Origin of the sequence: Acutalibacter caecimuris (assembly GCF_034335085.1) — a bacterium.
Lineage (GTDB): Bacteria > Bacillota > Clostridia > Oscillospirales > Acutalibacteraceae > Acutalibacter > Acutalibacter caecimuris.
In genome coordinates this window covers 23,859-50,410 of sequence record NZ_JAWXXJ010000023.1, presented here as the reverse complement: position 1 = coordinate 50,410, position 26,552 = coordinate 23,859, and the positions used below count along the sequence as shown (strand labels likewise).

Annotated in this window: 22 protein-coding genes, 2 tRNA genes and 1 pseudogene; 11 read left to right on the top strand and 14 right to left on the bottom strand. The window is 59.7% G+C overall.

The genetic code is table 11. From position 1 onward, the window contains the following. From U8U01_RS13085 to U8U01_RS13065, 5 genes and pseudogenes are all read left to right on the top strand, one after another. Positions 1-113: pseudogene (locus U8U01_RS13085) on the top strand (IS5/IS1182 family transposase); the annotation flags it as partial. Positions 114-533: 420 nt separating this feature from the next. Then, the gene (locus U8U01_RS13080) at positions 534-1,142 is read left to right on the top strand and encodes a hypothetical protein (protein ID WP_322174946.1); all 609 of its coding nucleotides are present in this window, start codon (positions 534-536) and stop codon (positions 1,140-1,142) included. Continuing rightward, complete coding sequence (locus U8U01_RS13075; protein ID WP_322174943.1) at positions 1,105-1,245, top strand: hypothetical protein; 141 nt, start codon at positions 1,105-1,107, stop codon at positions 1,243-1,245. Before U8U01_RS13080 ends, U8U01_RS13075 begins: the two co-directional genes overlap by 38 nt. 40 nt (positions 1,246-1,285) lie before the next feature. Next, positions 1,286-2,443: a recombinase family protein gene (locus U8U01_RS13070; RefSeq protein WP_437124397.1), complete on the top strand. Its 1,158-nt coding sequence runs from the start codon at positions 1,286-1,288 to the stop codon at positions 2,441-2,443. A gap of 112 nt (positions 2,444-2,555) precedes the next feature. Next, positions 2,556-2,720 (top strand): hypothetical protein, encoded by a 165-nt coding sequence (locus U8U01_RS13065; protein ID WP_322174940.1) that lies wholly within the window; start codon positions 2,556-2,558, stop codon positions 2,718-2,720. Positions 2,721-3,017: 297 nt separating this feature from the next. Here the strand turns inward: U8U01_RS13065 and U8U01_RS13060 are convergent, their stop codons facing one another. From U8U01_RS13060 to U8U01_RS13050, 3 genes are all read right to left on the bottom strand, one after another. Continuing rightward, a complete protein-coding gene (locus U8U01_RS13060) occupies positions 3,018-4,172 on the bottom strand; it encodes a tyrosine-type recombinase/integrase (RefSeq protein ID WP_322174936.1) in 1,155 nt (384 codons plus the stop codon). 265 nt (positions 4,173-4,437) lie between these two features. Then, complete coding sequence (locus U8U01_RS13055; protein WP_322174934.1) at positions 4,438-4,704, bottom strand: CopG family ribbon-helix-helix protein; 267 nt, start codon at positions 4,702-4,704, stop codon at positions 4,438-4,440. Between the two features lie 633 nt (positions 4,705-5,337). After that, positions 5,338-5,796 carry a GNAT family N-acetyltransferase gene (locus U8U01_RS13050; protein ID WP_322174931.1) on the bottom strand — a complete coding sequence of 153 codons (459 nt, stop codon included), beginning with the start codon at positions 5,794-5,796 and terminating at the stop codon, positions 5,338-5,340. Positions 5,797-6,379: 583 nt separating this feature from the next. On the opposite strand from U8U01_RS13050, the gene U8U01_RS13045 reads away from it, so the two are divergent. After that, positions 6,380-6,464, top strand: a tRNA-Tyr gene (locus U8U01_RS13045). Between the two features lie 111 nt (positions 6,465-6,575). On the opposite strand, the gene U8U01_RS13040 is transcribed toward U8U01_RS13045, so the two are convergent. Further along, a tRNA-Arg gene (locus tag U8U01_RS13040) sits at positions 6,576-6,650 on the bottom strand. Between the two features lie 174 nt (positions 6,651-6,824). Here U8U01_RS13040 and U8U01_RS13035 point away from each other — a divergent pair. After that, positions 6,825-9,335 (top strand): beta-glucosidase, encoded by a 2,511-nt coding sequence (locus U8U01_RS13035; RefSeq protein WP_322174928.1) that lies wholly within the window; start codon positions 6,825-6,827, stop codon positions 9,333-9,335. Between the two features lie 224 nt (positions 9,336-9,559). Here U8U01_RS13035 and U8U01_RS13030 read toward each other — a convergent pair whose 3' ends face one another. After that, on the bottom strand, positions 9,560-10,054 hold the full coding sequence (locus U8U01_RS13030) for an SEC-C metal-binding domain-containing protein (protein WP_322174925.1): 495 nt from the start codon (positions 10,052-10,054) through the stop codon (positions 9,560-9,562). Between the two features lie 224 nt (positions 10,055-10,278). Here U8U01_RS13030 and U8U01_RS13025 point away from each other — a divergent pair, with 224 nt between their 5' ends. Then, a complete protein-coding gene (locus tag U8U01_RS13025) occupies positions 10,279-11,625 on the top strand; it encodes a CCA tRNA nucleotidyltransferase (RefSeq protein WP_322174922.1) in 1,347 nt (448 codons plus the stop codon). Here the strand turns inward: U8U01_RS13025 and U8U01_RS13020 are convergent. Then, the gene (locus U8U01_RS13020; RefSeq protein WP_322174920.1) at positions 11,615-11,968 is read right to left on the bottom strand and encodes a type II toxin-antitoxin system PemK/MazF family toxin; all 354 of its coding nucleotides are present in this window, start codon (positions 11,966-11,968) and stop codon (positions 11,615-11,617) included. The two genes, U8U01_RS13025 and U8U01_RS13020, sit on opposite strands and share 11 nt — an antisense overlap. Positions 11,969-12,290: 322 nt before the next feature. Between U8U01_RS13020 and aroD the strand changes: the two genes are divergently transcribed. The 3 genes from aroD to U8U01_RS13005 all read left to right on the top strand — a co-directional run bounded on the left by aroD (position 12,291) and on the right by U8U01_RS13005 (position 16,433). After that, positions 12,291-13,046, top strand: coding sequence for a type I 3-dehydroquinate dehydratase (gene aroD / locus U8U01_RS13015; RefSeq protein WP_322174917.1), 756 nt, complete (start codon positions 12,291-12,293; stop codon positions 13,044-13,046). 1,066 nt (positions 13,047-14,112) lie between these two features. Beyond that, complete coding sequence (locus U8U01_RS13010) at positions 14,113-16,113, top strand: AAA family ATPase (protein ID WP_322174915.1); 2,001 nt, start codon at positions 14,113-14,115, stop codon at positions 16,111-16,113. Between the two features lie 95 nt (positions 16,114-16,208). Continuing rightward, a complete protein-coding gene (locus U8U01_RS13005) occupies positions 16,209-16,433 on the top strand; it encodes a hypothetical protein (RefSeq protein ID WP_322174912.1) in 225 nt (74 codons plus the stop codon). A 573-nt stretch (positions 16,434-17,006) separates the two neighbouring features. Here the strand turns inward: U8U01_RS13005 and tsaA are convergent. The 8 genes from tsaA to asnA form a co-directional block, all read right to left on the bottom strand. Continuing rightward, on the bottom strand, positions 17,007-17,678 hold the full coding sequence (tsaA, locus tag U8U01_RS13000) for a tRNA (N6-threonylcarbamoyladenosine(37)-N6)-methyltransferase TrmO (protein WP_322174910.1): 672 nt from the start codon (positions 17,676-17,678) through the stop codon (positions 17,007-17,009). A 22-nt stretch (positions 17,679-17,700) separates the two neighbouring features. Next, complete coding sequence (locus U8U01_RS12995) at positions 17,701-19,074, bottom strand: alginate O-acetyltransferase AlgX-related protein (RefSeq protein ID WP_322174907.1); 1,374 nt, start codon at positions 19,072-19,074, stop codon at positions 17,701-17,703. 566 nt (positions 19,075-19,640) lie between these two features. Next, the gene (locus U8U01_RS12990; protein WP_322174905.1) at positions 19,641-21,056 is read right to left on the bottom strand and encodes an MBOAT family O-acyltransferase; all 1,416 of its coding nucleotides are present in this window, start codon (positions 21,054-21,056) and stop codon (positions 19,641-19,643) included. Positions 21,057-21,062: 6 nt separating this feature from the next. Further along, positions 21,063-21,623 carry a hypothetical protein gene (locus U8U01_RS12985; protein ID WP_322174902.1) on the bottom strand — a complete coding sequence of 187 codons (561 nt, stop codon included), beginning with the start codon at positions 21,621-21,623 and terminating at the stop codon, positions 21,063-21,065. A 66-nt stretch (positions 21,624-21,689) separates the two neighbouring features. Then, the gene (locus tag U8U01_RS12980; RefSeq protein WP_322174900.1) at positions 21,690-23,246 is read right to left on the bottom strand and encodes an S-layer homology domain-containing protein; all 1,557 of its coding nucleotides are present in this window, start codon (positions 23,244-23,246) and stop codon (positions 21,690-21,692) included. Between the two features lie 96 nt (positions 23,247-23,342). After that, positions 23,343-24,044: an RNA polymerase sporulation sigma factor SigK gene (sigK, locus tag U8U01_RS12975; protein WP_322174898.1), complete on the bottom strand. Its 702-nt coding sequence runs from the start codon at positions 24,042-24,044 to the stop codon at positions 23,343-23,345. A 213-nt stretch (positions 24,045-24,257) separates the two neighbouring features. Then, complete coding sequence (locus U8U01_RS12970; protein ID WP_322174895.1) at positions 24,258-25,235, bottom strand: asparaginase; 978 nt, start codon at positions 25,233-25,235, stop codon at positions 24,258-24,260. 87 nt (positions 25,236-25,322) lie between these two features. Then, positions 25,323-26,324 (bottom strand): aspartate--ammonia ligase, encoded by a 1,002-nt coding sequence (asnA, locus tag U8U01_RS12965; protein WP_322174892.1) that lies wholly within the window; start codon positions 26,322-26,324, stop codon positions 25,323-25,325. Positions 26,325-26,552: the final 228 nt, after the last annotated feature.

Sequence of the window (26,552 nt, the reverse complement as noted above, 5' to 3'; positions counted from 1 at the left end):
TCCTTCTTCTCAAAAGATGGCGCGGTATTGCTACGCGCTACGCCAAAAACGCCTCTTCCTTCGCCGCCGCTGTCCAGATCCGTTGTATTGCTATTTGGCTCCTTGTTTATTGACGACGCAATCTAGGAGCCAAAGTGGATAAAACCAGGTGTACGGTCTGATGATTTTGACCAGTAAATTTAAAGAAACGCTTAGGTTGATTTGAAGGAGTTTGACATCAGAACGATACTGGAATCTGCTTTAAAACCAACAAAAAACTGCCCAGTATCAGCGTTTCTAAAAAGCAACCAGCCTTGCGTTCCAATCGATACCCCATTTATCTGTCCTCCCTAAACCACATATCTCATATCCCTTCTATCCACTCAACTCTTCGCCATTTTTTGCGATAGAGCAGTTCCAACGGACTTCCCAAACCAAAAATCTGGAAATGGAAACTGTCATTTCAGCAGTCCCAACGCCCGGAAATTCCTGGTTTTCTACACTTTTTTAGATCCCGATTTCTCGACTTTAAACATCAACACGATACTCCCAACATGAAAGCCATATCCAAACAAATCAGCTTATTTCACTCTGGTGCCATTTGTGGTTCTGAAATGAGCCGTAAGCACGACAGCCGGTTCAAGAAATGTCCACAAAAATGGATATGCTCCAATCCTGAATGTCACACAACGATTCACAAGGCAGATAGCGACCTACTCAATGATATTACTGTACTGCTTAACCGGGTGATTGTCAATCCTGAGTTGGTGCAAAGCCCTGCTGGGCCAGCACATGAGCCAAGTGTGCAGGTTCGCAAAACTGAGAATGAAATTGCCCGGATGTTGGACACCCTCGATTATGATAAAAATGCTCTAAGAAAAAAGATGATAGAATGTGTTTCTTTGAAATATGCGGATATCGACTCCGCTCCATATACAGCACATAGGCTGAAAGCGACTCTCGCAGATGCAGAGCCGCTTTCAGCTTTTTCCCTGCCACTTTTTAAGAGGACGGTGAAAGAAATCCGCCTCAATAAAGATGGCACGGTAAGCATCAAATTAATGAATGACCAACTGGTCGGGAAGGATGATGAAAATGCAACCGACAGCAACAACCCCGCAGAAAGTGGTACGGAAGATACCTGCCAAGGTCGACATTGCTGAAGAAATCAAGCAGGCACATCGGCAGCTCCGGGTAGCCGCTTACTGCCGCGTTTCTACGGCCCAGGAGGAGCAGTTGAACAGCTATGACGTGCAGGTAAGATAACTACACCGAGAGGATTAGAAGCGAGCCGAAATGGGCCTTTGTGGGCATTTTTGCGGACAGGGGACTCTCGGGTACCAGCACCAAAAAGCGCGATGAGTTCAACAAGATGATCAAGATGTGCAGGCGTGGTAAAATTGACATGATTATCACGAAGTCCATCAGCCGGTTTGCCAGGAACACTGCTGACGTACTGAAATATGTGCGTATGCTCAAAGAGATTGGCGTGGACATCTTCTTCGAGGAACAGAACATCCACAGCACCCAGCCTGGGGCTGAGTTTTATATCACTATTTACGGCAGCATAGCCCAAAGCGAGTCTGAGAATATCAGCGCCAACGTCATCTGGGGTAAGAATCAGAGCGCAAAAGAGGGCAAGGTGCCATTCCAATATAAGCGGTTCCTGGGATATCGGCGCGGGCCGGACGGCAAACCTGAAATCGACCCGGAGCAGGCAGAAATTGTGAAACGCATTTACGCCAGCTTTCTGGCCGGGGACAGCATGACGACCATCGCCAACTCCCTCACCGCTGATGGCATACCAACCCCCACCGGCTCCGGCATATGGGTGCCGGGAACGATACAGTCGATAATTTCAAATGAAAAATACGCCGGAAATGCCGTCCTCAACAAGACATATGTGGTGGACTGCTTGAGCAAGAAGGTCAAGCGCAACGATGGGCAGGCCCGGCCCCAATATTATGTGGAGAATAATCATCCGGCAATCATCGACCCTGCCACCTTTGGTCGGGCGCAAGAGGAACTGGCACGGCGCACCGGCAAACGCAAGGTCAAGCAAAAAGGTACAAAAACCGAGCAGGGCCGGTATTCCAGCAAATATGCCTTGACGGAACTGCTAGTCCGCGGTGAGTGCGGTACTCCTTATCGCCGGTGCACATGGACGATCAAGGGTGAGAAGAAACCGGTCTGGCGGTGCATTAACCGGCTGGACTTCGGCAAGAAATACTGCCACCGCTCGCCCACGATGGAAGAAAGTGTGCTGCAGGAGGCTGTCATGGCAGCAATCCTGCGCACGGCAAAGCAGAGTGCTGATGTGCTGGGTACCCTTAAACTGCACATCGGCATGGGGCTGGAAGTCAAGGATACTGAAGATAACAGCCTGGATATCCAAATAAGAATTGCAGAAATCGATGCTGAATTCAAGGCTATGCTGCAGGCCATAGCTACCGGATACCGTTGAAGATTTTGATGAGCAGAGGGCTACAGCGCTCATGGCTGAGAAAAGCAGCCTAGAACAGCAACTGGCCCAATTTGGTAATGCACAGAAGGAAAGGGAAAATGCAGAGTCACAGTTGAATGAAATTTTTACTATCCTGGAGGGACTGGAGAACCACCCCATGGAGTATGATGACCGGCTGGTGCGGCAAGTGCTGGAATGCGTAGTAGTAGAATCCAAAGAGAAAATCAAGGTGATTTTTGCGGGAGGGCTAGAGGTTGAGCAGACGATACCAGTTTGATGTGAGGGTTCAGATACACCCAACGATTTAGCGAAAATATCTTTTTCGTATCCACCTCACAGCAGCGTGACGCTGCACCCAATTCGCGCACCTACATTTGTGGGTGCGCGAACTTTTTTGCCCGCGAATGACTTGCATAACAAAGTGGATATTGCGGATAAAGTTTCAACTTGCTTTTTTCGTGAGTTAGGCGTGGCTCCGTCGGCTTTTTGTCTTGACCCACACGCGGAAATAAACGGAAACGGCTGGATACTTCCGGGTAGGAAGTTCCAGCTGTTTTTCTCGTTTGCCCCACACTCACATGACCATTTCCATAAAATTTCCCATCTTTTCGGCGGCTTGCTCTTGCTTTTGGCGGGTGGCGTGGGTGTAGGTGCGGAGGGTGAATCCGGCGTCGTAGTGGCCAAGCATTGATGATACTGTTTTCACGTCTACACCGTTTTGTAGTGCGGCGGTGGCGAATGTGTGACGAAGTGCATGAAAATTTATATAACTTAATCCTGCTGACTTTAATATCCGCTTGTGGAGCGTCACAATGGAATCCGGGTAGTACATCTCGCCAGTTCGGGTGGAGGGGAACATATAAGGGTTGTCGGGGTGTTTGAGGTGTTCGCGCTGGAGCAGTTCTACAGCTTTTTGCGGTATTGACACCAATCTGACGGAAGTTTCCGTCTTGGGCCGGGCGATGACGATGTTGCCATCTGCATCGCGGGTGGCCTGTTTGCTGACACTTATCGTCTGATTCTCGATGTCCAAGTCAGACCATAGAAGCGCTACCAGCTCACCTTTGCGTAGGCCACTCACCAACTCAAGGTAGAACATGGGCAGGACGTGGCGGCGTTCGGCCTCGTCAAGATAGGCTTTCATGTCCTCAGCGGGGAGGAACTTCATCTCTTTCTTCTCCAGCTTTGGGGCGATGCAGTCATCGGTAGGGTTGCGCTGAATCAGGCGTTCCTTGACTGCCCTGTCCAGCGCGTTGTGGAGCATGAGGTGGATGCCGCGCACAGTGGAGGCGCTCAGGCCAGGAGATTTTTCCTTTTGGGCCTCTCGCAGCCTGCCGTTTTCGCGTAAGTCCCGGTAGAGTTTTTGCAGGTCACGGCCTGTCAGCTTGTTTAACTTGATATCACCTATCCGTGGGTTCACATGAAGTTCGATGCTCCTGCGGTAGTATTCAGCGGTGGAGACTCGCACGTTGGGCTTGGCGTAGAGGGTGTACCAGTTTGTCAGCCATGAGCCGACCGTGTAGTCATCGGAGCGGGCTACGTCTAAATCTTTGGCATCGTCCATTGCCGCGGTCAGCTTTTCTTTGACTTCTGCTTGGGTCTTGCCCAGCACGTTTTTGATGATTCGCTTGCCGGTGGCGGGGTCATAGCCAGCGGTGTATCGACCTTCCCATCGACCGTCTTTCCTTTTGCGGATGTTACCTTCGCCGTTTGCTCGTTTCTTTGCCATAAAACGGCCCCCTTTCTCAGCACACCACAATACCACACCCTGCCGAGAAAGTCCACTGACATTTTTCTTACTTTTGCCGTGTGCCTAAAACCGCTTTTCTTTGTTTAGCGGCGCAAATTCTGATGGTATCAATCGTCGTAATATCCGGACAAAATATCTTCAAGGCTTACCTTTCCACGAGTACGGCGAACATTGTTTATGACTTCGCGGCGCATTTCCTCTACCTGTTCGGGCGTGTACTCGGAAAGCTCTGTCAGTACACGCATCACCATCTCAAGTTGTACGGCGTAACGGAAAAGCCCTTCGAGATGGCTTTGGCGTTGTCCTCTGACAACCTCAAAACCGCCTCGGCCAGTTTATCTCCCAGGATGTCATTATCCTGCAAAGCATTGTCGGCCATGAGGCTCTCAACCGCTCGGGCGAACAACTCATTCCGGGATGAAAAGCCCTGTTCTTTCGCAAATCTATCCGCTCGTTTCACTAGACCTTTGCCCAAGTACAGGCTTATCCGCTGCATATTTTCTGAATCCATAAGGCACCTCCCAAAATACAATACACCAACTTGTGACACCCAGAAAAACCCCGGTATTCAGCCGTTTCTGCCTACTTGCAACGCCTAACTTTACACCAAATCCCCATTTGTGACTCAACTCTGACACCCATCTTACTACGCCCGGCAACTCCCGAAAAAGCCCGTGGTTTCCAGCCTTCCCGCCCGGCTCTGCCGGACGGTGTGAACCGCAAAGGCGCCACCTTGGCGCCTTGCTTTCTCCTGCTTGTTTTTCGACCGGTTTTCTGGAGCCATTTTTGACTGGATTATCTTCCATTTCAATGCATATCTTTGCAACAAGTTTGCGCCGTTGTTCGCGGAAAGTTTGTGCGGTTGCTGGAGGCGAGGCCGGTGCCCCTCACAAATCGCCTCACGTCGCGTTTATCGGTGTTTGCCGTGTTCCAACTCGACCACCGGCCTAAACTGACCAACACGGCCCTCACAGGGCCGACAGCGCTTTGACACAGGGATAGCACAGTTCCTTTCACTCCCGACATCACCACGCAAGCTGAAATAGGGCAGTAAATTCTTTTCAGACTCACTGCTTATACGTGCGGCCGTGACGAAACGGCGGCAATTCAAGTTTCAAATATTTGTAGGTCAATAAACAGGAATTTATAAACTTCGCTGAGCAACAATTACGGTATAGTTTTCCGCATTATATGTAACTCCTGTTTCTCTAAAACCATTTTTGTGCCAAAAATGTTCTGCTTGCGGATTCCCCTTTACCCAACCGAGACGGACATTCGCCATCTCAATACTGGACAGATAAGCACACAGGTCATTGATGATCTTGCTCCCTATTCCAGTATTCTGTATGGACACATCCGTCATAAAAAATCCAATAAAGGCTGTTGATTCCTCCGGATAGGACATGATGAAATCCATCACAGCAATCAGTTTATTTCCATCATAAAATCCCAGATAATACTTATCGCACATTTCCTTGTTGGGTGGGAGCGCATTCATATCCTCCATAATGCCCTGTTCTGATACAAACGGTGGACAATATTGATAGTATAGACTGTTTTTATAGCATAATTTGTATACTTCCGCTACATCATCGGTACACATCTTCCGAATAAGGTATTGGTTTGAAAATAACGAAACCTCCATTTTCCTGCTCTTTCCTTTCCAAACATTCAAACTTCGATTTGCCAACCTTTCATTATTATATCACAGCTACAAAAATTTGCAACTGAATCTATAGGCGTGATTTGCACTTGACAATTCCCCTTTGTATATGGCATACTTAACGTGACTTCGACAGAATGGCAGAGAACGAATTATGCTATGCTCTGTATCTGTATGTAGAGCATTTCATTGGGCGTAAAACCTTTTCTTTGTTTAGCGGCGCAAATTTTGAGCGTATCTGTTGGGGGCGATTTGTTGGTTTGCCCCTGGCGCTTTCTGGTTGACCCACACCCTGACCCACACGGCGAAAAAGCTGGGTGGACACAGTGGAAAATTTAGGGTCAAATGCTGTACTATGGTGGAGAGAAAAGGGTTATAAACGCCGCTATGGAGCCGATTTTTTGCACTCTACACTGTTTGTAATCAGCAGGTCAGGGGTTCGAGTCCGTTCACCAGCTCCAAACTGGGCGGTCCGGCCCGACAGGAAGGCCGGACAAGCCTTGTATAAAACTGCATAATTTATGGGGGAGTTCCCGAGTGGCCAAAGGGGGCAGACTGTAAATCTGTTGTCGACGACTTCAGTGGTTCGAATCCACTCTCCCCCACCAAATACCAACTTTCGTCTGCATTTTTGACTTTTTAAATCCAGGCTCTCAGGCATCAAAAAACCGCGCCACAGCGCGGTTTTTTGAGCGAATATCTTTTTTATATCCACAGGCTGGCACCCCCTGGGGGAATCGAACCCTCAACTAGCCCTTAGGAGGGGCTTGTTATATCCATTTAACTAAGGAGGCCTATACACTCCCCACGTGGGGAAGTACGGCTCTATTTTACCCCACTTGGCGGCATTTGTCAAATACTTTCTCAAATTCTTTGCCTAACATTGCGTTTTAGGGGGAAATATGGTACCATAAATATATAAGGGGGAGCAAGTTCCCCACCACATAAAGCGGAGAGGCGGAGGATATATGAAGGGAACCTACATCCAGGAGGGCGCCCGGCTGGCCTTGGCCAGGGAGATCGCCCAGGAGGCCATTGTGTTGCTGAAAAATCAGGGGCCGCTGCTGCCCCTGGCGCCGGGGCGTACGGTGGCCCTGCTGGGTCGCACCCAAAACGATACGGTGATCGGCGGGGGTGGTTCCGGAGCCTCTTTCAGCCAGGGGACTTTGCAGATCCGCGACCAGATGGAAAAGGCCGGGCTGGTTTTGGAGCCCACGATGGACGCCTTTTACCAGGCCAGGGCTGCCCAGGAGGCCGGGAACAAGCCGGACATGGCCGGGATGGGGCTGGAGGGCCTGGTGGCTAGCGGCATGATTTACGAACTGTTTGGCCGCTATAACCCGGCCCAGCCAGAGGAATTGCCCGGCGAGGCAGCCTGGCAGGCCGCGGCCCAGGCTGCGGACACGGCGGTCTGCGTTATTGGCAGGCAGACCGGTGGCGAGGAGTGCGACCGCCATGTGGAGGACGACTATGAGCCCACCGTTTCGGAAAAAGAACTGTTGCGGCTAAGCTGCCAGTATTTTGCCCATGTAGCGGTGGTGCTCAACGTAAACGGCATGGTGGATATGGCCTGGCTGGAGGCGCTGCCTCAGGTAGAGGCTGTGCTGTTTATGGGCCCTTGCGGCGAGCAGGGCGCGGGGGCGCTGGCCGATATCCTTACCGGGCGGGTATCCCCCTCCGGCAAGCTGAGCCAGACAGCGGCCTTGTGCTACGGGGATTACCCCACGTCCCGGCATATCTCCTACAATAAAGACGACCCGGCCGGCCTGCTGACCTACGAGAGTTACGGGCTTTCCCCCCAGGAAAACGGCAGCAAGGGTTTCGCGGCCAGCCCGGTCACGGTGTACCAGGAGGATATCTATGTGGGCTACCGCTATTTTGACACCTTCGAAAAGCCGGTGCTGTACCCCTTTGGGTTTGGGCTGGGGTATGCGGATTTTGCCATAAAGCCGGAGCAGGTCGCGGTGGAAAACGGGACGGTTGCCGCCCGGGTGCGGGTGGAGAACCTCTCGGCCAGGTACCCAGGCAAGGAGGCCGTGCAGTTGTATGTCCACGCGCCTTTCGGCCGGCTGAAAAAGCCCTGGCAGGAACTGCGTGCGATTGCCAAAACCCCGCTTTTGCAGCCAGGCGGGGCGGAAACAGTCGAGTTGCGTTTTGACCTGCGGGACTTGGCCTCCTTTGACGAGGCAGAGATGTGCTATGTGCTAGAGCCGGGGGACTATACGGTGCTGATTGGCAATAGCGCCCAAAACACCAGCCCAGCGGCCGTGCTGCGGCTGGAAGAGCGGGCCGTTACCCGCCGGGTCACGGCAGACATTGGCCTGGCAAAGCCCAACCGGGGCAAGCTGGCCCTGCTGGAGCCGGAGCGGGAGCGCCCTGTCAGCCAGGCCGGTGTGCCGGTACTGCCGGTAACAGGAGCAGACATTCCGGACAGCCAGTGGCCGGTGTATCAGGAGCGGGCGTTTACCTGCCCGGGCCAGGCCTCCACGTTGGAAGACGTGCGTGCCGGCAGGGTAAGCCTGGAGGCTTTTGTGGCCCAGATGAGCCTGCGGGAGTTGGCGGTACTGTGTAACGGCTACGGCCCCGGCCTGCCCTTTGGGGGCATAGGCCGTAAGGATATCCCCGTTACCATTCAAGGGGAGGACGGGCAGGACATCGGCACACGGACCCACCCGGTGGCCAAGCCTGGTTACTGTAACCCGGCTGTAGAGAAGTACGGCATTTTCTCCGCCTGGTACAAGGACGGCCCTGCCAGTGTGGGCAAGGTGGCCTGGCCTACAGGGATGATGCTGGCCTGCACCTTCAACCCGGCGCTGGCCTATGCCTTCGGCAGTGCCTGCGGCTGTGAGGCGGAACAGGAAAAGGTCAACAGTTGGCTGGCCCCGGGGCTGAACCTGATCCGCAACCCCATTGAGGGCCGGGCCTTTGAGTATTTCTCAGAGGACCCCTACCTCTGCGGGCTGTTCGGCACAAAAGTGGCCCAGGGGGCTACCGAGAACAACCGCGTCACCGTGTGCCCCAAGCACTTTGCCCTTAACGAGCAGGAAACCTACCGCCGGGGCAACGCCAAAAAGAATATCGACGCGGTGGACACCATAGTCAGCGCCAGGGCCGCCCGCGAGCTGTACCTGCGGCCTTTTGAAATGGTGATCACCCAGGCCGGGCCCCTGACGGTGATGACCGCCTTCAACAAGGTAAACGGCCTGTTTGCCGCAGGGAACCACGCCCTCTGCACGGAGATCCTCCGGGGGGAGTGGGGCTATGACGGCGTCGTAGTCACAGACTGGGGCGATATGGACTTTGTGGTGGACGGCGCCGACGCCATCCAGGCCGGCAACGACGTAATTATGCCCGGCGGCCCCCCGGTGATCGAGCAGGTGCTAAAGGGCTACGACGAGGGCCGGGTAGATTTGCTCCACCTCCGCCGTGCTGTTGCCCACCTGCTGCGCTTTCTGCTGGGCACGGTGGAGTACCGCTAATGTAGGACGTGCCGGGTAGGCTGGGTGGGCCCTGCGTCCCCCATGCATCGCGCTGCCCGGCCAAGATGTGGTGTACGCCCCAGCCGCATTTGCCCTAAAAGGGTGAACAGAGGCCCGCGTGGCCGTTGGTGCGCAGCCCGCCTCGTCCCCCCCTCAAAAAAACAGGAACCGTTTACGCGCAGCCGGCGGAAACGGTTCCTGTTTATACGGGCAAGCGGCGGGGGTCAGGCGTCCCGGCCACAGCACTTCTTGTATTTCTTGCCGCTGCCGCAGGGGCAGGGGTCGTTGCGGCCGATTTTAGGGCCCTTTACCACGGTCTTGGAGTTTTTCTGCTCCCGGTACAGCTCCTTGCGGCGCTCGGCGGGGAGCAGGGGTTCCCACTCAGGCAGGTTGTAGAGCCAGTCGGCCTTGGCCTCTACCATGTTTTTGTAAAGCAGTTCCTTGTCATAGGCCAGGCTGACGTCGGAATCTACCTCCAACTCTTCCAACTGGTTGGGGTTCTTCAGGCTGTCGTTGATGCCGTCCAGAAAGCCCATCATGATAACCGGGGTAACGCCAAACTTTTTGGCATAGGACTGTACCGTGCTTTTACGGGGCTTAGAGGTCAGGATCTGCTTATAAAACCGGGTTTCCTGCTCAAAATACTCCTGCCAGAACCTTGCCCCCTTTGCCTGCTGTTCCTCTTGGGCAAATGCCCGCCACTCTTCCAGCAAAGCCAAAACAACCAACTCCTCAATATGATAGATTGTCCTTATATTACCATCAAAGCAGAGGCTTGTCAAGGCGGGAAAGGGCGAAGGCTGTCTGGTGAAGTGACAAAACAATGGGTGTAGCGTGCTACCTTGTAAAAGCGGGCGATGGCACTGCCTGCCCCTATGGCCACAGGTAGGCCCTATAAGGCCGGCCCCAGCCGGGGGCAGAGCCCTGAAAAGGAGGATCCCCTATGAAAATAGAGATACCTGCCCAAGCGGCTGCGGTGCTGGGCCGGCTGGAACGTGCCGGGCACCAGGCCTGGTGTGTGGGCGGTTGTGTGCGGGACAGCCTGCTGGGCCGTTCCCCGGCGGACTGGGACGTGGCCACCAGCGCGCTGCCGGCGGAAACCGCGGCCTGCTTTGCCGGGTTTACGTTGGTAGAGGCCGGGCGGCGGCACGGTACCATCGGGGTAGTAACAGGGCAGGGCACGGTGGAGGTTACAACCTTCCGGGTGGACGGGGGGTATACCGGGCACCGGCGCCCGCAACAGGTGGCCTTTACCCCCCGGCTGGAGGACGACTTGGCCCGCCGGGACTTTACGGTAAACGCGATGGCCTACCACCCGGACCGGGGGCTGCGGGACTGTTTTGGGGGAGAGGCCGACCTGCGCCGGGGGCTGCTGCGCTGTGTGGGGGAGCCGGAACGCCGGTTCCGGGAGGACGCGCTGCGGATTTTGCGCTGCCTGCGGTTTGCGGCTACCCTGGGCTTTGCCGTGGAGGAGGCCACGGCCAGGGCCGCCCAGCGGGAAAAGGCCCTGCTGGCCGCCCTTTCCGGCGAGCGGGTGCGGGAGGAATTGGGTCGGCTGCTGTGCGGCCCCTGGGCTCGCCCGGTACTGGAGCGGTATGCCGCCATCGCCTTTACTGCTTTGCCGGAACTGCGCCCCTTGCAGGGCTGTGGGCAGGAAACGCCCTACCATCTGTATGACTGCTGGGGGCATACCCTCCACGTGGTGGAGGCCGTGCCCCCCCGGCCGCTGCTGCGCTGGGCCGCCCTGCTTCACGACTGCGGCAAGCCCGCCGTAAAGACCCTGGAGGGGGGCATCGCCCACTTTTACGGCCACGCCAAAGCGGGTAAGGCCATTGCGTCGGGCCTGCTGGAGCGGCTGCGGTTTTCCAATCAGCAGGCCGATGGGATACTCGACCTGATAGGCCGGCACGGCGAGCCCCTGCCTATGGGGGAAACCCGGATAAAGCGCCTGCTGGCCGCCCTGGGCAAGGAAAGTTTTTTTGACCTGTTGGCGCTGATAGAGGGGGATGTGGCCGCCCAGGCAGAGGCATACCGGGCCCCCCGGCTGGCTATGTTGGCCCAGGCCCGGCTGCTGGCACGGGAGGTTTTGGCCCGGGGCGACTGCCTGACTTTGGCGGGGCTGGCGGTAAAGGGCGGGGATTTGCTGGCGGTGGGGTACCGGCCCGGCCCGGCGCTGGGGCGGGCTTTAGGCCGGCTTTTGGAGGAGGTATTGGCCGGCCAGTTGGCAAACGAAAAGCCCGCGCTATTGGCACGGGCTGTGGTATGGCTGACGCAGGGGCCTAATATGTAGGCCCTAAACCGAAACTGATAGACAGTGCCTGGTTCACCCTGTCCATAGAATTCTGGTCCAGCTTGCCCATTTTTTCCCGCAGGCGGTGCTTATCCAGGGTGCGCACCTGCTCTAGCAGCACCACCGAGTCCTTGATCAGCCCGCTGCCCTGGGCGTCTACCTCAATGTGGGTGGGTAGGCTGGCCTTATCCCGCTGGCTGGTAATGGCCGCCGCAATGACCGTGGGGCTGAACTTGTTGCCTACATCGTTCTGTATAATCAGCACGGGCCGTACCCCGCCCTGCTCGGAGCCAACTACGGGGCTGAGATCGGCGTAATAAATATCTCCTCTGCGAACATTCACGGTTTTTCACTCTCCCATTTGGTTTCTTGCTGGTAGTTTGGCCAAAAAGAGGGAGCTTTAATCATCCCAGGCAAAAACTTCCACTCCATTCTACTCCCGCGGACAAGAATTTGTGCCCTTTTGGGGCTTTCTTTGGCGGCGGGGGCTCTGCCGGAGGGGGGGATAGGCGGATAGTTGGCGTTTTGGCGGGCGGCTTTTGGCGGGAAAGCGGCCCGCTTTTTTTGTGTTTGGCAAAAATGGGGTGGGAGATTGACTTTTCCCTCGTGGGCAACTATAATATTTCTGTATATTTCTGTATGCCTGTTGGGATGGAGGGATCGGCGTGAAGAGTTTGGAGATGGGGGGGCTGCGCTTTGGCGGGGGGCAACCTGTTGTGTGCGTACCGCTTGTCGCTGCTACATTTAGTGATTTAGAAGAGGAGTTGGCCGCCGCCGCGGGCCTGCCTGCGGGCCTGTATGAGTGGCGGGCCGACTGCTTTTCCGGGCCATGGGAGCCGGCTTTGGCGATGCTGGCCCAGAAAGCCCGGCGCCCCCTGCTGTGCACCCTGCGTACCAAGGGCCAGGGCGGGGAGGCGGCGGTTTCGCCGGAGGCGTACGGGCGGCGGTTGGAGGGCTTTTTGGCGGCGGGCGGGTTCCAGTTTTTGGACGTGGAACTGGCGGCGGGGCGGGAACAGGCCGCCCGGCTGGCCAGGGCCGCCCGGGCAAAGGGGGTGGGGGTGGTCATCTCTCACCACGACTTTGGGGGGACGCCGGGCAGGGAAGAGATGCTGGAACTGCTCTGTTGCATGAAAAAATTGGGGGCGGACTTGCCAAAATTGGCAGTAATGCCTAAAAAGTCGCGGGATGTGCTGGAATTGCTGGCGGTTACGCTGGAGGCTGCGGAACGATGGGGGCCGGTGATCACTATGAGTATGGGGGCGCTGGGCAAGGTCAGCCGGGTGTGCGGGGGGCTGACCGGTTCTTGTGTGACCTTTGCGGCGGGGGTGCGGCCCTCGGCGCCGGGGCAACTGCCGGCGGCAACCTTGTACGGGATCTTGGAGGCGCTGGGCGAAGGGATGGATTCGGCAGGATTCGAGTGAATTCGACAAAAAGCGCGGGTTTCTAAGGGCGGTTAGGCGTGCCTATTGGGGGGATAGGAGGCAGTTGTTGGGGGGATCTGGCGGCGGTAGGGGGACGGTGTTGCGAGGTGCTTTAGTAAAGCGGCGCAGTGGTGGGGGAAGGGGCCTGTTTGGGTGCTGTGGGTGCTGTGATAAAGCGGTTGTGAAAGCGAGGGGTGGGGGAGTTTTGCTGGGTGACTTGGTGAAGTGGGGAGCGGAGAGAGTGGAGAGAGAACTTGCTTGGGTAATGTGGTAAAGTGATTGTGAGAGTGAGGGGTGGGGGGGTTGCTGGGTGACTTGGTAAAGCGGAAGAGTGGAGAGGGAACTTGTTTGGGTAATGTGGTAAAGTGATTGTGAGAGCGAGGGTGGGGGAGTTTGGTTAGGTGACTTGGTGAAGTGGGAAGAGTGGAGAGGGAACTTGCTTGGGTAATGTGGTAAAGTGATTGTGAGAGCGAGGGTGGGGGAGTTTGGTTAGGTGACTTGGTAAAGCGGGAGCGGAGAGAGTGGAGAGAGAACTTGCTTGGGTAATGTGGTAAAGTGATTGTGAGAGCGAGGGTGGGGGAGTTTGGTTAGGTGACTTGGTGAAGTGGGGAGCGGGAAGAGTGGAGAGAGAACTTGCTTGGGTAATGTGGTGAAGTGATTGTGAGAGCGAGGGGTGGGGGGGTTGTTAGGTGATTGGGTGAAGTAGGCGTGGGGATGGTGCGTTGAGGGGGACAGCGTTTTGGCTGCACTGGGTGAGCCGGCGGGGCCGGGCTGCGTGGGCTGTGCGGAGGGATTCCGGGCGGCTGGGAGGCAGGGCCGGGCGTTGGTGTAGGTGGTGCTGCCATCGACGGAGATATGGGGCGCTGGGTTCGGCCATCGGGCGCATGGTGCGTATGGCTGGGGCTGGGGCGGAGATGGTGAGGGCCATCACCCGGAAGGGGATTGCGGTGGGGCGCTGGCTTTGGAGATAAAGGACGGGGCTGGGACGTTCGTCCTGTGGCGATGTGGCGGTTCGGCTGGTTGAGAGAATCGGGCGGAGTTGGCCCGGAAAAAGGAGAGGTTTGCCATGAAAAACGATATTGACTCTATTTTGAACTCGATGTTCCGGGACGGCAGGCTGCAGATGAAGAGCCCTGCCGCCAAAGAGGCGGAAAAGGCCGTGGACGCGGTGCAGAATGCCCAGTTGGACATGGCGGCCTCTTTGCAGGAGAGCATTGCCCGGATGACCAAGGAGGCCCAGGCCGATATGGAGGACTTGCAGCGCCACCTGAAACTGGACGGGGTGGAGGGCCCCGCCGGCAACGGGGGCAACGCCCAGGATTTGGACGCGGCCTTTGAGGTGGCCCGGCAGGAAACGCTGGCCCAGGTGCTGGGGCAGGAAACCTTTGTAAACGGCCTGGTATTGGCCTTTAAACGGCCTTTTGTGGCCGGTACCCATGGGGACGCCCCCTGGTGCCGGGCCGCGCTGCTGGGCAAGCCGGGCACGGGTAGGCGCAGCGCGGTGCGGGCGATGGCGGCCTCTTTGGGGCGGCAGGGGGTGCTGAAAACCCCGAAGGTGACGGAAGTGGATTTGGCGGCCTACGGGGCGCCGGGCTCGGAAAAGCTGTTTGTGCAGGATCTGTACGCGGCTTTGAAGGGCGGGGCCTCGGCGCTGGTATTTACCCGGTATGAGAAATGCCACCCCTCGGTACTGCCCATGGTGGCGGCGCTGTTTTCTTCGGGCAGCGTGCCCCTGCCGGGACGCTATGCCGAACAGAAGGGCCTGCTGGTGGAGGTGGGCACGGCGTTGGCGCCCGGGGCGGTATCGAAATTGCCGGCAGGGGGCAGGTACCTGTTTTTGCTGGGGGGCGAGCAGGAGGCCCGGCTGGTGGGGGCCCTGGGCGGGGAGGTGGCCGCCGGGCTGGACGACCTGCTGTGTACCGGGGAATTTACCCAGGAGAGCCTGTGCCATATTGCCGGGGCGGCGCTGAAAGACCTGTGCCTGCGGACGGAAAAGCAGTTGGGCTGCCGGTTGTCTTACGGGCAGCCGGAGGTGGAGGTGTTGGCATCGGCCTATAACAGGGAGCAGGGGGCGGCGGCCATTGGCGGGGCAGCCCAGACCCTGTACAAGGCCCTGAGCGAGGAAAAACTACGCAAGGGCTTACGGGCCCCGCTGACCGCCCAACTGAAGGCCGGGGACGGGGCGCTGGCCATTGACTACCAGGGGGGGAATGTGTCCGGCAGGGTGGAGCCACCGGCGAAGAGCGGGGTGGGGAATCAGGCGGAAATAGAGGCGGTGAAGGAGGAGCTGGCGGATATTGTGGGGCTGGCCAGCGTGAAGGACTATATCTTGTCGCTGGAGGATAACTTTCTGATTCAGCAGTTGCGGCGGCAGCGGGGGCTGAAGGCGGAGGCACCCTCGATGCATATGATCTTTACCGGGAACCCGGGCACCGGCAAGACAACGGTGGCGCGGATTGTTTCCCGGTACCTGAAGGCCATTGGCGTGCTGGGGGGCGGGCAACTGGTGGAGGTGACCAGGGCCGACCTGGTGGGCCAGTATGTGGGGCATACCGCGCCGCTGACCCAGAAAGCGATACAGTCGGCGCTGGGGGGCGTGCTGTTTATTGACGAGGCCTATGCCCTGTACCGGGGCAGGGACGACAGCTTTGGGCTGGAGGCCATCGACACACTGGTGAAGGGTATGGAGGATAACCGGGACAGGCTGGTGGTGATTTTGGCCGGGTACTCCAGGGAGATGGAGGAGTTTTTGACCGCCAACTCCGGGCTGCGCTCCCGGTTCCCTAATGTGATCGAGTTTCCGGACTATTCGGCCCAGGAACTGCTGGACATCACCAAGAGTATAGTGGCCGGGATGGGCTACCGGCTGGACCCCGGCTGCGACCAGCCTTTGCTGGGCTATTATGAGGCCATGCAACTGACCGGCGACCCACGGGTTAACGGCAACGGGCGGATGGCACGGAACCGCGTGGAGGCCGCCGTGATCGCTTGCTCCCGCCGGAACGTCAAAACCCCGGAGGATCAACGGGACCTGGAACTCTTGCTGCCCGCCGACTTTGGCTTTTAGGCTTGGGCTGGCGCTGAAGGTCTTGGGGGCGCTGCCCCCAAACCCCTGCAAGCTTTTTGAAAAAAGCTTGACCAAAAACGCAAGGGGGGCGGGGTGTGGCGCCCTCTTTTGACGGTTGGGCCGGGGGACGTTTTAGATCTTGGGGGCGTTGCCCCCAAACCCCCGATTTTTTTGTTTTTTTGGTTGGTGACTTTGGGGTGGGCGGAGAGTGGGGGGATTTCTCTTTGCTTGGGGGACTTTCCGTTGCAGGGAAAAGAAAAAGAGAAACAGAAAAAAGAAAAAAGAAAAAGAAAAAAAGAAAAAAGAGAGCGGGGGCCTGAGGGGGCCCGCTCTCTTTTTGGGGGGAGGGAAGTAAAACAGCATAAAGTTTAGGGCCGCCCTTTTTAAAGGGCGGTGGGTCCAGGGCAAAGCCCTGGCGGGGTGTGGGGCAGGGCCCCATAGGGGGAGGCGAAGGGGACTTTCCGTTGAAGGGAAAAGAAAGAAGAAAAAGAAAAAAAGAAAGAAGAGAGCGGGGGACTGAGGGGGCCCGCTCTCTTTTTGGGGGGAGGAAGGTGAAACAGGATAAAGTTTAGGGCCGCCCTTTTTAAAGGGCGGTGGGTCCAGGGCAAGGCCCTGGCGGGGTGTGGGGCAGGGCCCCACAGGGGGGAGGCGAAGGGGACTTTCCGTTGCAGGGAAAAGAAAAAGAGAAAAAGAAAAAAAGAAAGAAGAGAGCGGGGGACTGAGGGGGCCCGCTCTCTTTTTGGGGGGAGGGAAGTGAAACAGGATAAAGTTTAGGGCCGCCCTTTTTAAAGGGCGGTGGGTCCAGGGCAAGGCCCTGGCGGGGTGTGGGGCAGGGCCCCACAGAAGGCCCTGGCGGGGTGTGGGGCGGGGCCCCACAGGGGGGAGGGGGAGCGTTAGGCGGGGGTAACGGAGAGAACGGTGAGGAGGTGGGCGGAAACGGTGAATTTGACTTCCAGGTGGGCGAAACGCATACCGTAGACCCGGAGGGGGTCGGCGTGGTAGTGGGGGCGGGGGTCGGCGGCCAGGACGGCGGTGAGGGCCTGCCGGTGTTGGGGCGGCACCTGGGCCAGAAGGTCAGGGGGAAAATCGACGGTAAGGGGCTGCCAAGGGTTGGCATCGGTAAAACCGCCGGTTGCGGCAGGGTGGCAGTCGGCGGTGGGGAGGTAGGGCTTTACGTCAAAGATGGGGGTGCCGTCCACCAGATCGGCCCCGCGCACCAGCAGGCGGGGGGCATCCGGGCCGGTATAATCCACCTTTTCCAGCTCCACACAGGACAGGCCCAGGGGGTTGGGCCGGAAGGGCGACCGGCTGGCAAAGACCCCTACCCGCCGGTTGCCCCCCAGCCGGGGCGGCCGCACGGTGGGCGACCAGCCTTTGGCCCGGTCAAACTGCCAGATCAGCCAGAGATGGGAAAAGCCCTCGATGCCCCGGAAGGCCTCGCGGGCACGGTAGGCGGGCTGGAAGATCACCCAGGCTTGCAGGCTGCCGATGAGCCCGCTTTGCCGGGGGACACCGAATTTTTCGGGGAAAGGGCTTTGGATGGTGGCGATGGGGTGCAGTTCCATAGGGGCCTCCTTATGGGTGGGGTCAGGGGCTGGCGGCCAGCCACTGGCCGGCTTGCCGGAAAACGATTTGCAGCCCGGCGGCATCCACGCCCTCTGGCAGGTAGGCGGTGAAGGCCACGGTGGGGGCGGGGGCACCGGTATCGGTGGGCTGGGCCTGGTACACCTGGCCGGTGGGAAGGGCCAGGTAGACGGGGGAATCGCTGTCACAGGGGGTGGGGACGGCACCTGTGACCCGGCTATAGCCGGGGAGGTTGGCCGCGGGTTCGGCGGTGAGGGTGGCGGGGGCCGGGCAGGCAGCGGCCGGGCCGGGGAGCGTGGCGGTGGGCGCCGGGAGCAGGAAGGGGGCCTGGGCCAGCAGGGGGAGGTTGCGCTCGACGATCTCGACCACTACATAGCGGGCATCTGACTGGGAGATCAGCAGCATATTGTAGGGCATGGCCCGCGAGAAGAGGGCGGCGGAAAAGCTCTCGGCCATAAGGCTGTGCAGGGCGTTGCCGAAGGAGTCCCGGAACATCAGCAGGGGGGCGGTGGAGGCGGGGCCGGTGGTTTCGATGCGCAGGTCGTCCACATCCCGGATGGGGCGGGCGTAGCGGAAGGACAGGGGCTGGGTGAAGGTGAATTCCTGCTCCAGCAGGCCGGAGGCAGGGTAGAGCATTTCGTGCAGGTCCCCCCGGTGGGTGGGCTGGTAGCCGCCGGCCTTTTCAAAGGCGGCGCCGGGCAGGCCCAGCGCCTGTAGGAGCACATCATGGGCCAGGGCCGCGCCTTGGTTGGTCCAGTGGGAGTCGGTGGCAAAGTAGAGGATCTCCTCCTGGGCGCGGAAGGGGACGAAGAGATCGGCATAGGCTACGCCCTGCCCGGCCAGGGCCTCGGCCACAGGGGCGGTATAGGCCTGGGGCGCGGCCTGGCCTTGCAGGGCCGGGGGCAGGAACTGGGGGTACAGGCTGGCTTTATTGGGGGCAATGGTGAAGAGGAAAGCGGCCCCCTGGCTTTCGGCATAAGCCTGGGCCTGCGAGAGGGAGGCGGCGATGCAGGTGCTTTGGCGGGGACTGAGGGTGGCGGCGCCGGTAAAGCCGTCCAGGGTTTCGGCGTAGTAGAGCCAGCCCTCTTGCCCCAGCGCCACGGCGGGCTGGGCGGAGGTGTGGAACAGCGTGGCCTTTAGGGTGGAATCGGCGGTGATGAGGGCGGGGCGGAAGGCAAAGCGCTGGGAGAACCAGCCGGCGGCATCGGAGAGAAACTGGGGGTTCAGGGAGCCGTCCGGCCGGGTGAGGGCGGGGGCCGGCGCAGGGCTCTCGTTGCCTACGGTGGGGCTGGGGCCTGTAATCAGCAGGCCCGCTGTGGGCAGTAGGCATATGGCCAGAAACAGGGCAGTGAAAAGCCGGTAGAAGGTTTTTTTCATGGGAAACCTCTTGAAGGGGGGATTTGGTGCCTCCGGCGGCGGAGAGTTGGCTACGCCAACTCTTGGGCGTTGATTCTCGGCTGCCGCCTCGGTCGGCGACGGGAAATCGCCACCGGCGATTGTCGCCCCCTAAGAACCCCGCCACCTTTGAAAAGGGCGAGGGCCGCCAGTGGCGGCCGTCACGAGCCGACCGAACCGGCAGGTGAGACGACGAAACTTTTGCGTTTTTCGAATTGCTTATTGATCTTTTGGAGCGGTGGGGTGGCAGGGAGGTGTATGGGGCGTTTTTTTAAATGGAAACAGGGGGAGGGTTGTCCAGTTTTGAAAAAGAAGAAGGGGATGAAGGGGGGGATTGATCGGGGTGAAAACGGACGGGGGTATCCATATTAAAAAAAGAGGGGAGAAATGGGAGGCTGTATGAATCAAAAGGGGAAGAAATGGGAGGAGGCTTTGCGGCGGGGATACATAAAAGTTTTGTCCACTTTTTCAAAAGTGGTGGGGTTTTTAGGGGTGAAACCCAAGAGTTGGCGTAGCCAACTCTCCGCCGCCGGAGGCACAGGGGTGGGTTAAAAGCGGAAGTAGATGAAGGGGTTGAACTGGGCGCCGGAGAGGTTGAGGATGCACAGGGCCAGCAGGCAGGCGGCGCAGAGGTAGGAGCCGGCCCGGAGCAGGGCGGCGGGGCGGCCGGGGCGCTGGGCCAGGGCCTGGACCTTGGGCAGCACCGGCAGGGAGAACAGGCAGGCCGCGGCGGTGGTGAACAGGTTAAGGGGGGTCAGCATAGCCCGCAGCAGGCTGCCGCTTTGGGCGGTGGAGGGGAAAGCGGCGGCCATCGCCGCAAAAAAACGGCCCGCCTGGGGGAGGGTTTCGGCCCGGAAGAGCACGAAACCCAACAGCACCACCAGGAGCGTAAGGGGCCGCCACAGGGCCCGGCGCAACTTGCCCGGCGGGGGCAGGAGGCCCTCGACGATAATAAACAGGCCGTGCCAGAGGCCCCAGAGGACGAAGTTCCAGGAGGCGCCATGCCAGAGGCCGGTGCAGAGGAACACCAGGCATTTGTTTAACTGGGTGCGCAGGCGGCCCTTGCGGTTGCCGCCCAGGGGGATGTAGAGGTAGTCACGGAACCAGGAGGACAGGGAGATGTGCCAGCGCCGCCAGAACGCCTGGATGGAGGGGCTGGCAAAGGGGTAGAGGAAGTTCTCTTGAAAGCGGAACCCGAACATCTGGCCAAGGCCAATGGCCATATCGCTGTAGCCGGAGAAATCGAAATAAATTTGCAGGCTGTAGCACAGGGCGCCCAGCCAGGCTGCGGGGGCGTTCAGGGCGCTGCCGGGGGCAAAGGCCAGGTCTGCCATATAGCCTACGGTATTGGCCAAAAGCAGCTTTTTGGACAGGCCCAGGATGAACCGGCGCACCCCCTGGGCGGTAAGGGCCGGGGTGGTCTGGCGGCTGTCGACCTGGCGGCTTACATCATGGTACTTGACGATGGGGCCGGCGATCAACTGGGGGAAAAAGGAGATGTAGAGGGTGAGTTTGAGCAGGCTGCGGCTGGTAAGGCGGGGGTCGCGGTAGCAATCGATCACATAGGACAGGCCCTGGAAGGTGAAAAAGGAGATGCCCACCGGCAGGGCAATGCCCGGCAGGGGCAGGGAGAGCCCCAGGCCGTTGAGGGTGGAAACCGCGAAACCGGCGTACTTGAACAGGCAGAGCAGCCCCAAGTTGACGGCCACCGCCCCGGCCAACACCCCCCGGCGGGCCCGGCGGCCAGGGGCCAGCAGCAGGCCGGCCAGGTAGTTGACCAAAACGGAGGCCAGCAGCAGGAGGACATAGACCGGCTCGCCGAAGGCATAGAAGAGCAGGCTGAGCAGGGCCAGCAGGGCGTTTTTGGCGGTATGGGACCAGGCGCCCCGGCCGGGGATGAGCCGGTAAAGGAGGAAGGCCCCGGGTAAAAAGGCGAAGAGGAAGGCGGGGGAACTGAATACCATGGCCGCTTAGGAGATATCGTTGATGGTTTCGGCGCCGTCTAGGCGGTAGGTGTAGACGGTGAAACCGTCGTAGTAGAGGACGCCGTCCTCACCGGGGCCGAAACAACTGGGGCCGTAGTCGCTGCCGCTGGGATAGCCGTAGACCGCATAGAGGGCGTTGACATCGCTGCCGATAAAGCTGCTGGGGTCGGCGGGGGGTTCGGGCTCCTGGCCGCCGTCCGGATCCGGGTCGTTGCCGGAGGGCTCGATCCACACCTGGCCGCCGGTATCGCCGCCGTCGGGCTCCGGGTCAGGCTCCGGCTCCGGGGTGGGCTCCTCGGTGGGGACGGGGGTGGGCTCTTCGGTGGGCTGGGGCGTGGCGGTGGCTTTGGGGCTGGGGGACACCTTTTTGGGCGTGGGGGAGGCTTTGGGGGCTTTGGTGGGGGCAACGGTAGGGGCGGCCGACGGGGACGGGGACGGGGAGGGGGTGGCCGGGGCGGATTCTTCCTCTTTACCGCCACAGGCGGCGAGGCTGAGCATCAGCAGAAGGGCGAAGAGGCTGAGAAGGAGGGCGGCAGGTTTTTTCATGGGGTTTTCCTTTCCTGGGGAATCATTTGGGTTTCCGGGTTTGGGGGGCATTTAGGGGCGGGGCGCTTAGCGCTTAGGCACTTGGAGCACCCGGTAGCGGGGGCGCACCTGGGCGTACCTTTTCATGAACAGGTCCCAGGAGGGGGCGACGTGCTGGATCTCGGAGTCGCACAGATAGGTGACGCCGTCCAGGGGGACTTCTGTCCAGCCATGGGGCACGAAACCGTAGTTGGTGTCGATTTGGCCGGAAACGCCTACGGCCTGGTAGCCCAGCCTGCGGGCACACATGGTTTCCAGGGCCGCGAACCGGTAGCAGTTGCCCTTGTTGTTTTGGAGCATTTCCAGGGCCAGGGCCGGTTCCCAGCCGGAGGGCTGGCCGTCGGCCACATAGCTGCCGGCCCGGTAGCTGAACTGGCGGGTGATGGCCAGATGCAGGCGGCGGAAGTTGTTATAGGGGGTATCGCCGGGCTGGATGTGCCGGCGCACAAAGGCGTTGAGGAGGGTGTCCAGTTGGGGGTTGCCGGTGGTGTAGCAGCCGTTGTCATCAAATTGCAGCACCCCCACGGCCTGGTTGCGCACCCAGCGGCCTTGGCTATCTACCTGATACAACTGGCCGGCAATGAGATGGCTGCCGGGCTGGTGGGACACCGGGGGGACCGTGTAGGTAAGCAGGCGCTGGCCGTCCGGGGTGTGGGTGTGGGGCAGGGCGGCTTCCATGATCTCGGCATAGGCCCAGTGGGTGAAGGGGAGATCGACGAACAGCAGCACATGGCCGTCTGCCTGGAGGCGGGCTTTGTCCGCCTTGCGGCCCAGGGCCCGGTTGACCACGGCCACGGCCTCGGCCCGGGTGATGGGGAGGTTGGGGCGGAAGGCGCCGTCCTGATAGCCGGCGATCCAGTTATGGGCGTAGGCGTAGTTGATGGCGGCCGCGCCCCAGGCGGCCTGGTCCACATCGCCAAAGGGGGCGGGGGAGAGGGGCTCGCCGGCCGTTAGGAAGAACTGGGAGAGGAGCTGCACGAACTCCCGGCGGGTGATGGAGGCGTTGGGCCGGAAGGAGCCGTCCTGATAGCCGGCGATCACGTCCATCTCGGCCAGGGACAGCACCTGACGGGCGTACCAGGCAGAGGGGGATACATCGGTAAAGGTTTTGTCGCCGGTGGGCTGGGGCGTGCTGTCCAGCAGGCTGTAGATGATCTGGGCGGTTTCGGCCCGTTTCAGGTTGCCGTTGGGGCGCACCAGGTCATCCTCGCCCCCTATATAGGGCCGGTGGTCCGTGGCGTCCAGCCCAGGGCGGGGCGTGGCCGCCGGGGAGGGGCTGGGGTCCGGAGAGGGGGCGGGGTCCGGAGAGGGGGCGGGATCTGGGGACGGGGAGGGGTCGGAAGGGTCTGAAGGATCCGAGGGATCCGAGGGGTCAGAGGGGTCTGAGGGATCTGAGGGATCCGAGGGCTCTGAGGGCTCGGAGGGGTCTGAGGGGTCTGCGGGATCGGAAGGGTCGGAAGGGGCCTCTGTAGCGGGCGGGGGCGTGGCCGGGGCCTCCGCGGTGGGCAGGGCGGCCTGGGCGGCGCAGAGGGGGGCGGCGGTAAACAGCGTAAGGGCAAGCAGGGTTGCCAGGAATTTTTTCATGGGTAATCACGTCCCTTGTGGTTTTTTGACAGGATGCGGGGGCATTCCGCACATTCTGCTATTTTACCACTATGATAGCACAATCCCCGGCGGGAATCAAGAGCCGCTCTGCTCAAATTGGGCCCGGAGTTTCTCTAAGGCGCGCTTTTCGATGCGGGAGATGTAGGAGCGGGAAATGCCCAGGCGGGCGGCGACCTCCCGCTGGGCCAGGGGCTTGCGGCCCCCCAGGCCGTAGCGCATACAGATGACGCTGCGCTCTCGCGGCTCCAGGGCGGGGAGGAAACTGTACAGCTTTTGGCTTTTGATGCGCACGTCGATGTCGTCGATGACCGTGTCGTCTACGGCCATGGTGTCCATGAGGGTGAGGGCGTTGCCGTCTTTGTCGGTATCAATGGGCTCGTTGATGGACACGTCTTGGGCGGATTTTTTGCCGGTGCGGAAGAACATGAGGATTTCATTTTCAATGCACTTGGAGGCGTAGCTGGAGAGGCGGATGCCTTTGGCGGGGTCGAAGGTATCGATGGCTTTGATGAGGCCGATGGTGCCGATGGAGATCAGGTCCTCCTGGTCGTTGGTGCTGACGTAGTATTTTTTGACGATGTGGGCCACCAGGCGCAAGTTGTGCTCGATAAGCTGCCGGCGGGCGGCGGGGCTGCCGGCGGCCATTTCGGCCAGGGCTTTTTTCTCCTGCGCGGCGGTGAGGGCCCGTGGAAAACTGCCTGCGCCAGTGACGTGGAGCATCAGGTAGACAAGGTGGGAGAACAGGTCCAGCAGGCTGGATAAAAACAGGAAACCCATAGGGAACACCCTTTCACACAGAGTTGTTTATGCTGGTAAAGTGTATGAAGGGGCGGGGCGGGAACTTGCCTGTACAGGGAAATTTAGGGGGGATTTTAGGGAGGGCCTGTTTGCGCATAGGGGAAAAGCGGCCGGGTGTGCGGGGAACCCCCACCAACCTTCCGGCCGGCGGGGGTTCATACAGAAGGGGGGCTTTCACGTTTTAAGCAGGGACTAGAACACCAGGTCGTAGTTGACCGGGGTGTAGAACAGCTCCCGCACGGCATCGGGGGCATGGGTTTGGCCCAGCACCCACATCAGCTTGGTTACGGTGGCCTCCAGGGTCATGTCGTAGGGCTCCAGCAGGCGGTAGCGCTCTTTGACCCGGTGGCCTACCTGGTACACGGAGAGGTCGCTGCCCTCTTGGGGCACCTGGGTGGCCAGGACCACGGTTTTGCCGGCCTGGGCCAGGGCGTCCAGTTGGCCCAGGTATACGTCCGGGATGCCGCCTACGCCGTAGCTTTCGATAATGAGGCCGTCGCAGAGGGCGCCGGTGGCGGCGAAAGCCTGGGGGTCCAGGCCGGGGGTAAGCTTGAGCAGGGCCACGCGGGTATTGAGGCTGTGGGTGAACTGGGGCGCGCCGGCGCAGTGCCAGGGGATGAACCGGGCAATGCGCCGGTCCCGGATCTCGGCGATATCCGGGAAATTGATGCTGGAAAAGGCGTTGTAGCTTTTGGTGCGGGTTTTGCGGGCCCGGGTACCGGCGATAACATGGCCCCCAAAGACAATGCACACCCCGCCCTCTTGGTGGCAGGCATAGCGCAGGCTGTCGGAGAGGTTCTGGCGGGCGTCGGTGTCCTCCTGGTCGATGGGCTTTTGGGCGCCGGTGAGCACAATGGGCTTGCGGGTGTTTTGGACCAGATAGGACAGGGCTGCGGCGGTATAGGCCAGGGTGTCGGTGCCGTGGCAGATCACGAAACCGTCGAAGGCGGTGTAGTGCTCCTCGATGGCCTTGGCCAGAAGGAGCCAGTGGCCGGGGGCAATATTGGTGCTGTCGATGTTCAGGGGCTGGAGGGCTTCTACCTGGCAGAACTCCCCGACATCCGGCACACGGGCCAGCAGTTGCCGGGGGGACAGGGCGGGGGCAAGGCCGTCCTGGGTTTTGGCGCAGGCTATGGTGCCGCCGGTGGCGATGAGCAAGATACGTTTCATGGGGTAAACTCCTTTAAAATGGCGGTATGGGCCGGCGGGGGCGGCCGGGCAGAAAAATCCCGCCCGCGGCGGGCGGACGGGGGGCCGCTACAGCAGGACAATGCCGGCGGCTTTGCACTTCTCCCTGGTTTCCCGGTCCCAGAGGGAGGCCTGGACTTCCCCGATATGGGCCTTGCCCAGCAAAAGCATACACAGCCGGCTTTGGCCGATGCCCCCGCCGATGGTGAGGGGCAGTTGGCCGGAGAGCAGCATTTGGTGGAAGGGCAGCGCCCGGCGGCTCTCGCAGCCGGACAGGCGTAGCTGGCGGTCCAGGGAGGCGGGGTCTACCCGGATGCCCATACTGCTGATCTCCATGGCCATGCCCAGCGGCTCGTGCCACAGGAGCAGGTCGCCGTTGAGCTGCCAGTCGTCGTAGTCCGGGGCGCGGCCGTCATGGGGCCGGCCGCTTTTCAGCTTGCCGCCGATCTCCCGGATGAACACGGTTTTATGCTCCTGGGTGAAACGGTTCTCCCGCTCTTTGGGGGTGAGGCCGGGCCAGCGGTCCTCCAACTCCTGGGTGGTGACAAAGGTTACGTCCCGGCAAAGCTGGGTGTTCAGGTGGGAGAACTGCCATTTCAACTCGTCCAGCGTGCCGCAGATGGCGCTGACGATCTTCTCTACGGTGTCCATGAGATAGGCTGCATGGCGGGTGTCTTTATCAATGACCTTCTCCCAGTCCCACTGGTCTACGTAGATGGAGTGGAGGTTATCCAGCTCCTCGTCCCGGCGGATGGCGTTCATATCCGCCACCAGGCCGTTGCCCACGAAGAAGTCGTAGTTGTGCAGGGCCAGGCGTTTCCACTTGGCCAGGGAGTGCACCACCTGGCCCTGGCCCCCTACGGCGGGGATATCGAACCCTACGGGGCGCTCTACGCCGTTGAGGTCGTCGTTCAGGCCGGTGGCGGGGTCTACGAACAGGGGGGCGGTGACGCGCTTGAGATGCAGGGCCGCGCAAAGCTTGACCTGGAAAATGTTTTTAATCAGGCCGATGGCTTTCTGGGTGTCGTACAGGCCCAGGGCGGGGGTGTAGCCGGTGGGGATCACAGTCATGGGGAACACTTCCAATCTTAAAAAATGAATGGCAGGGGCGCGGGGTCTTCAATATGCCGGCGGAAACTACTTTGACGGTGATAGTATAGCATATAAAATGCAATTTGTCCAGAGCGCTGTTGCAGGAGGGGGAACGGGAAGAAAAAGGGCTTGACAAAGGCGAACGGTTGTTCTATAATAGGGGTAGGGCCTAGGGCGTGTTCCCATAGAAGCTTATGTGAACACGCC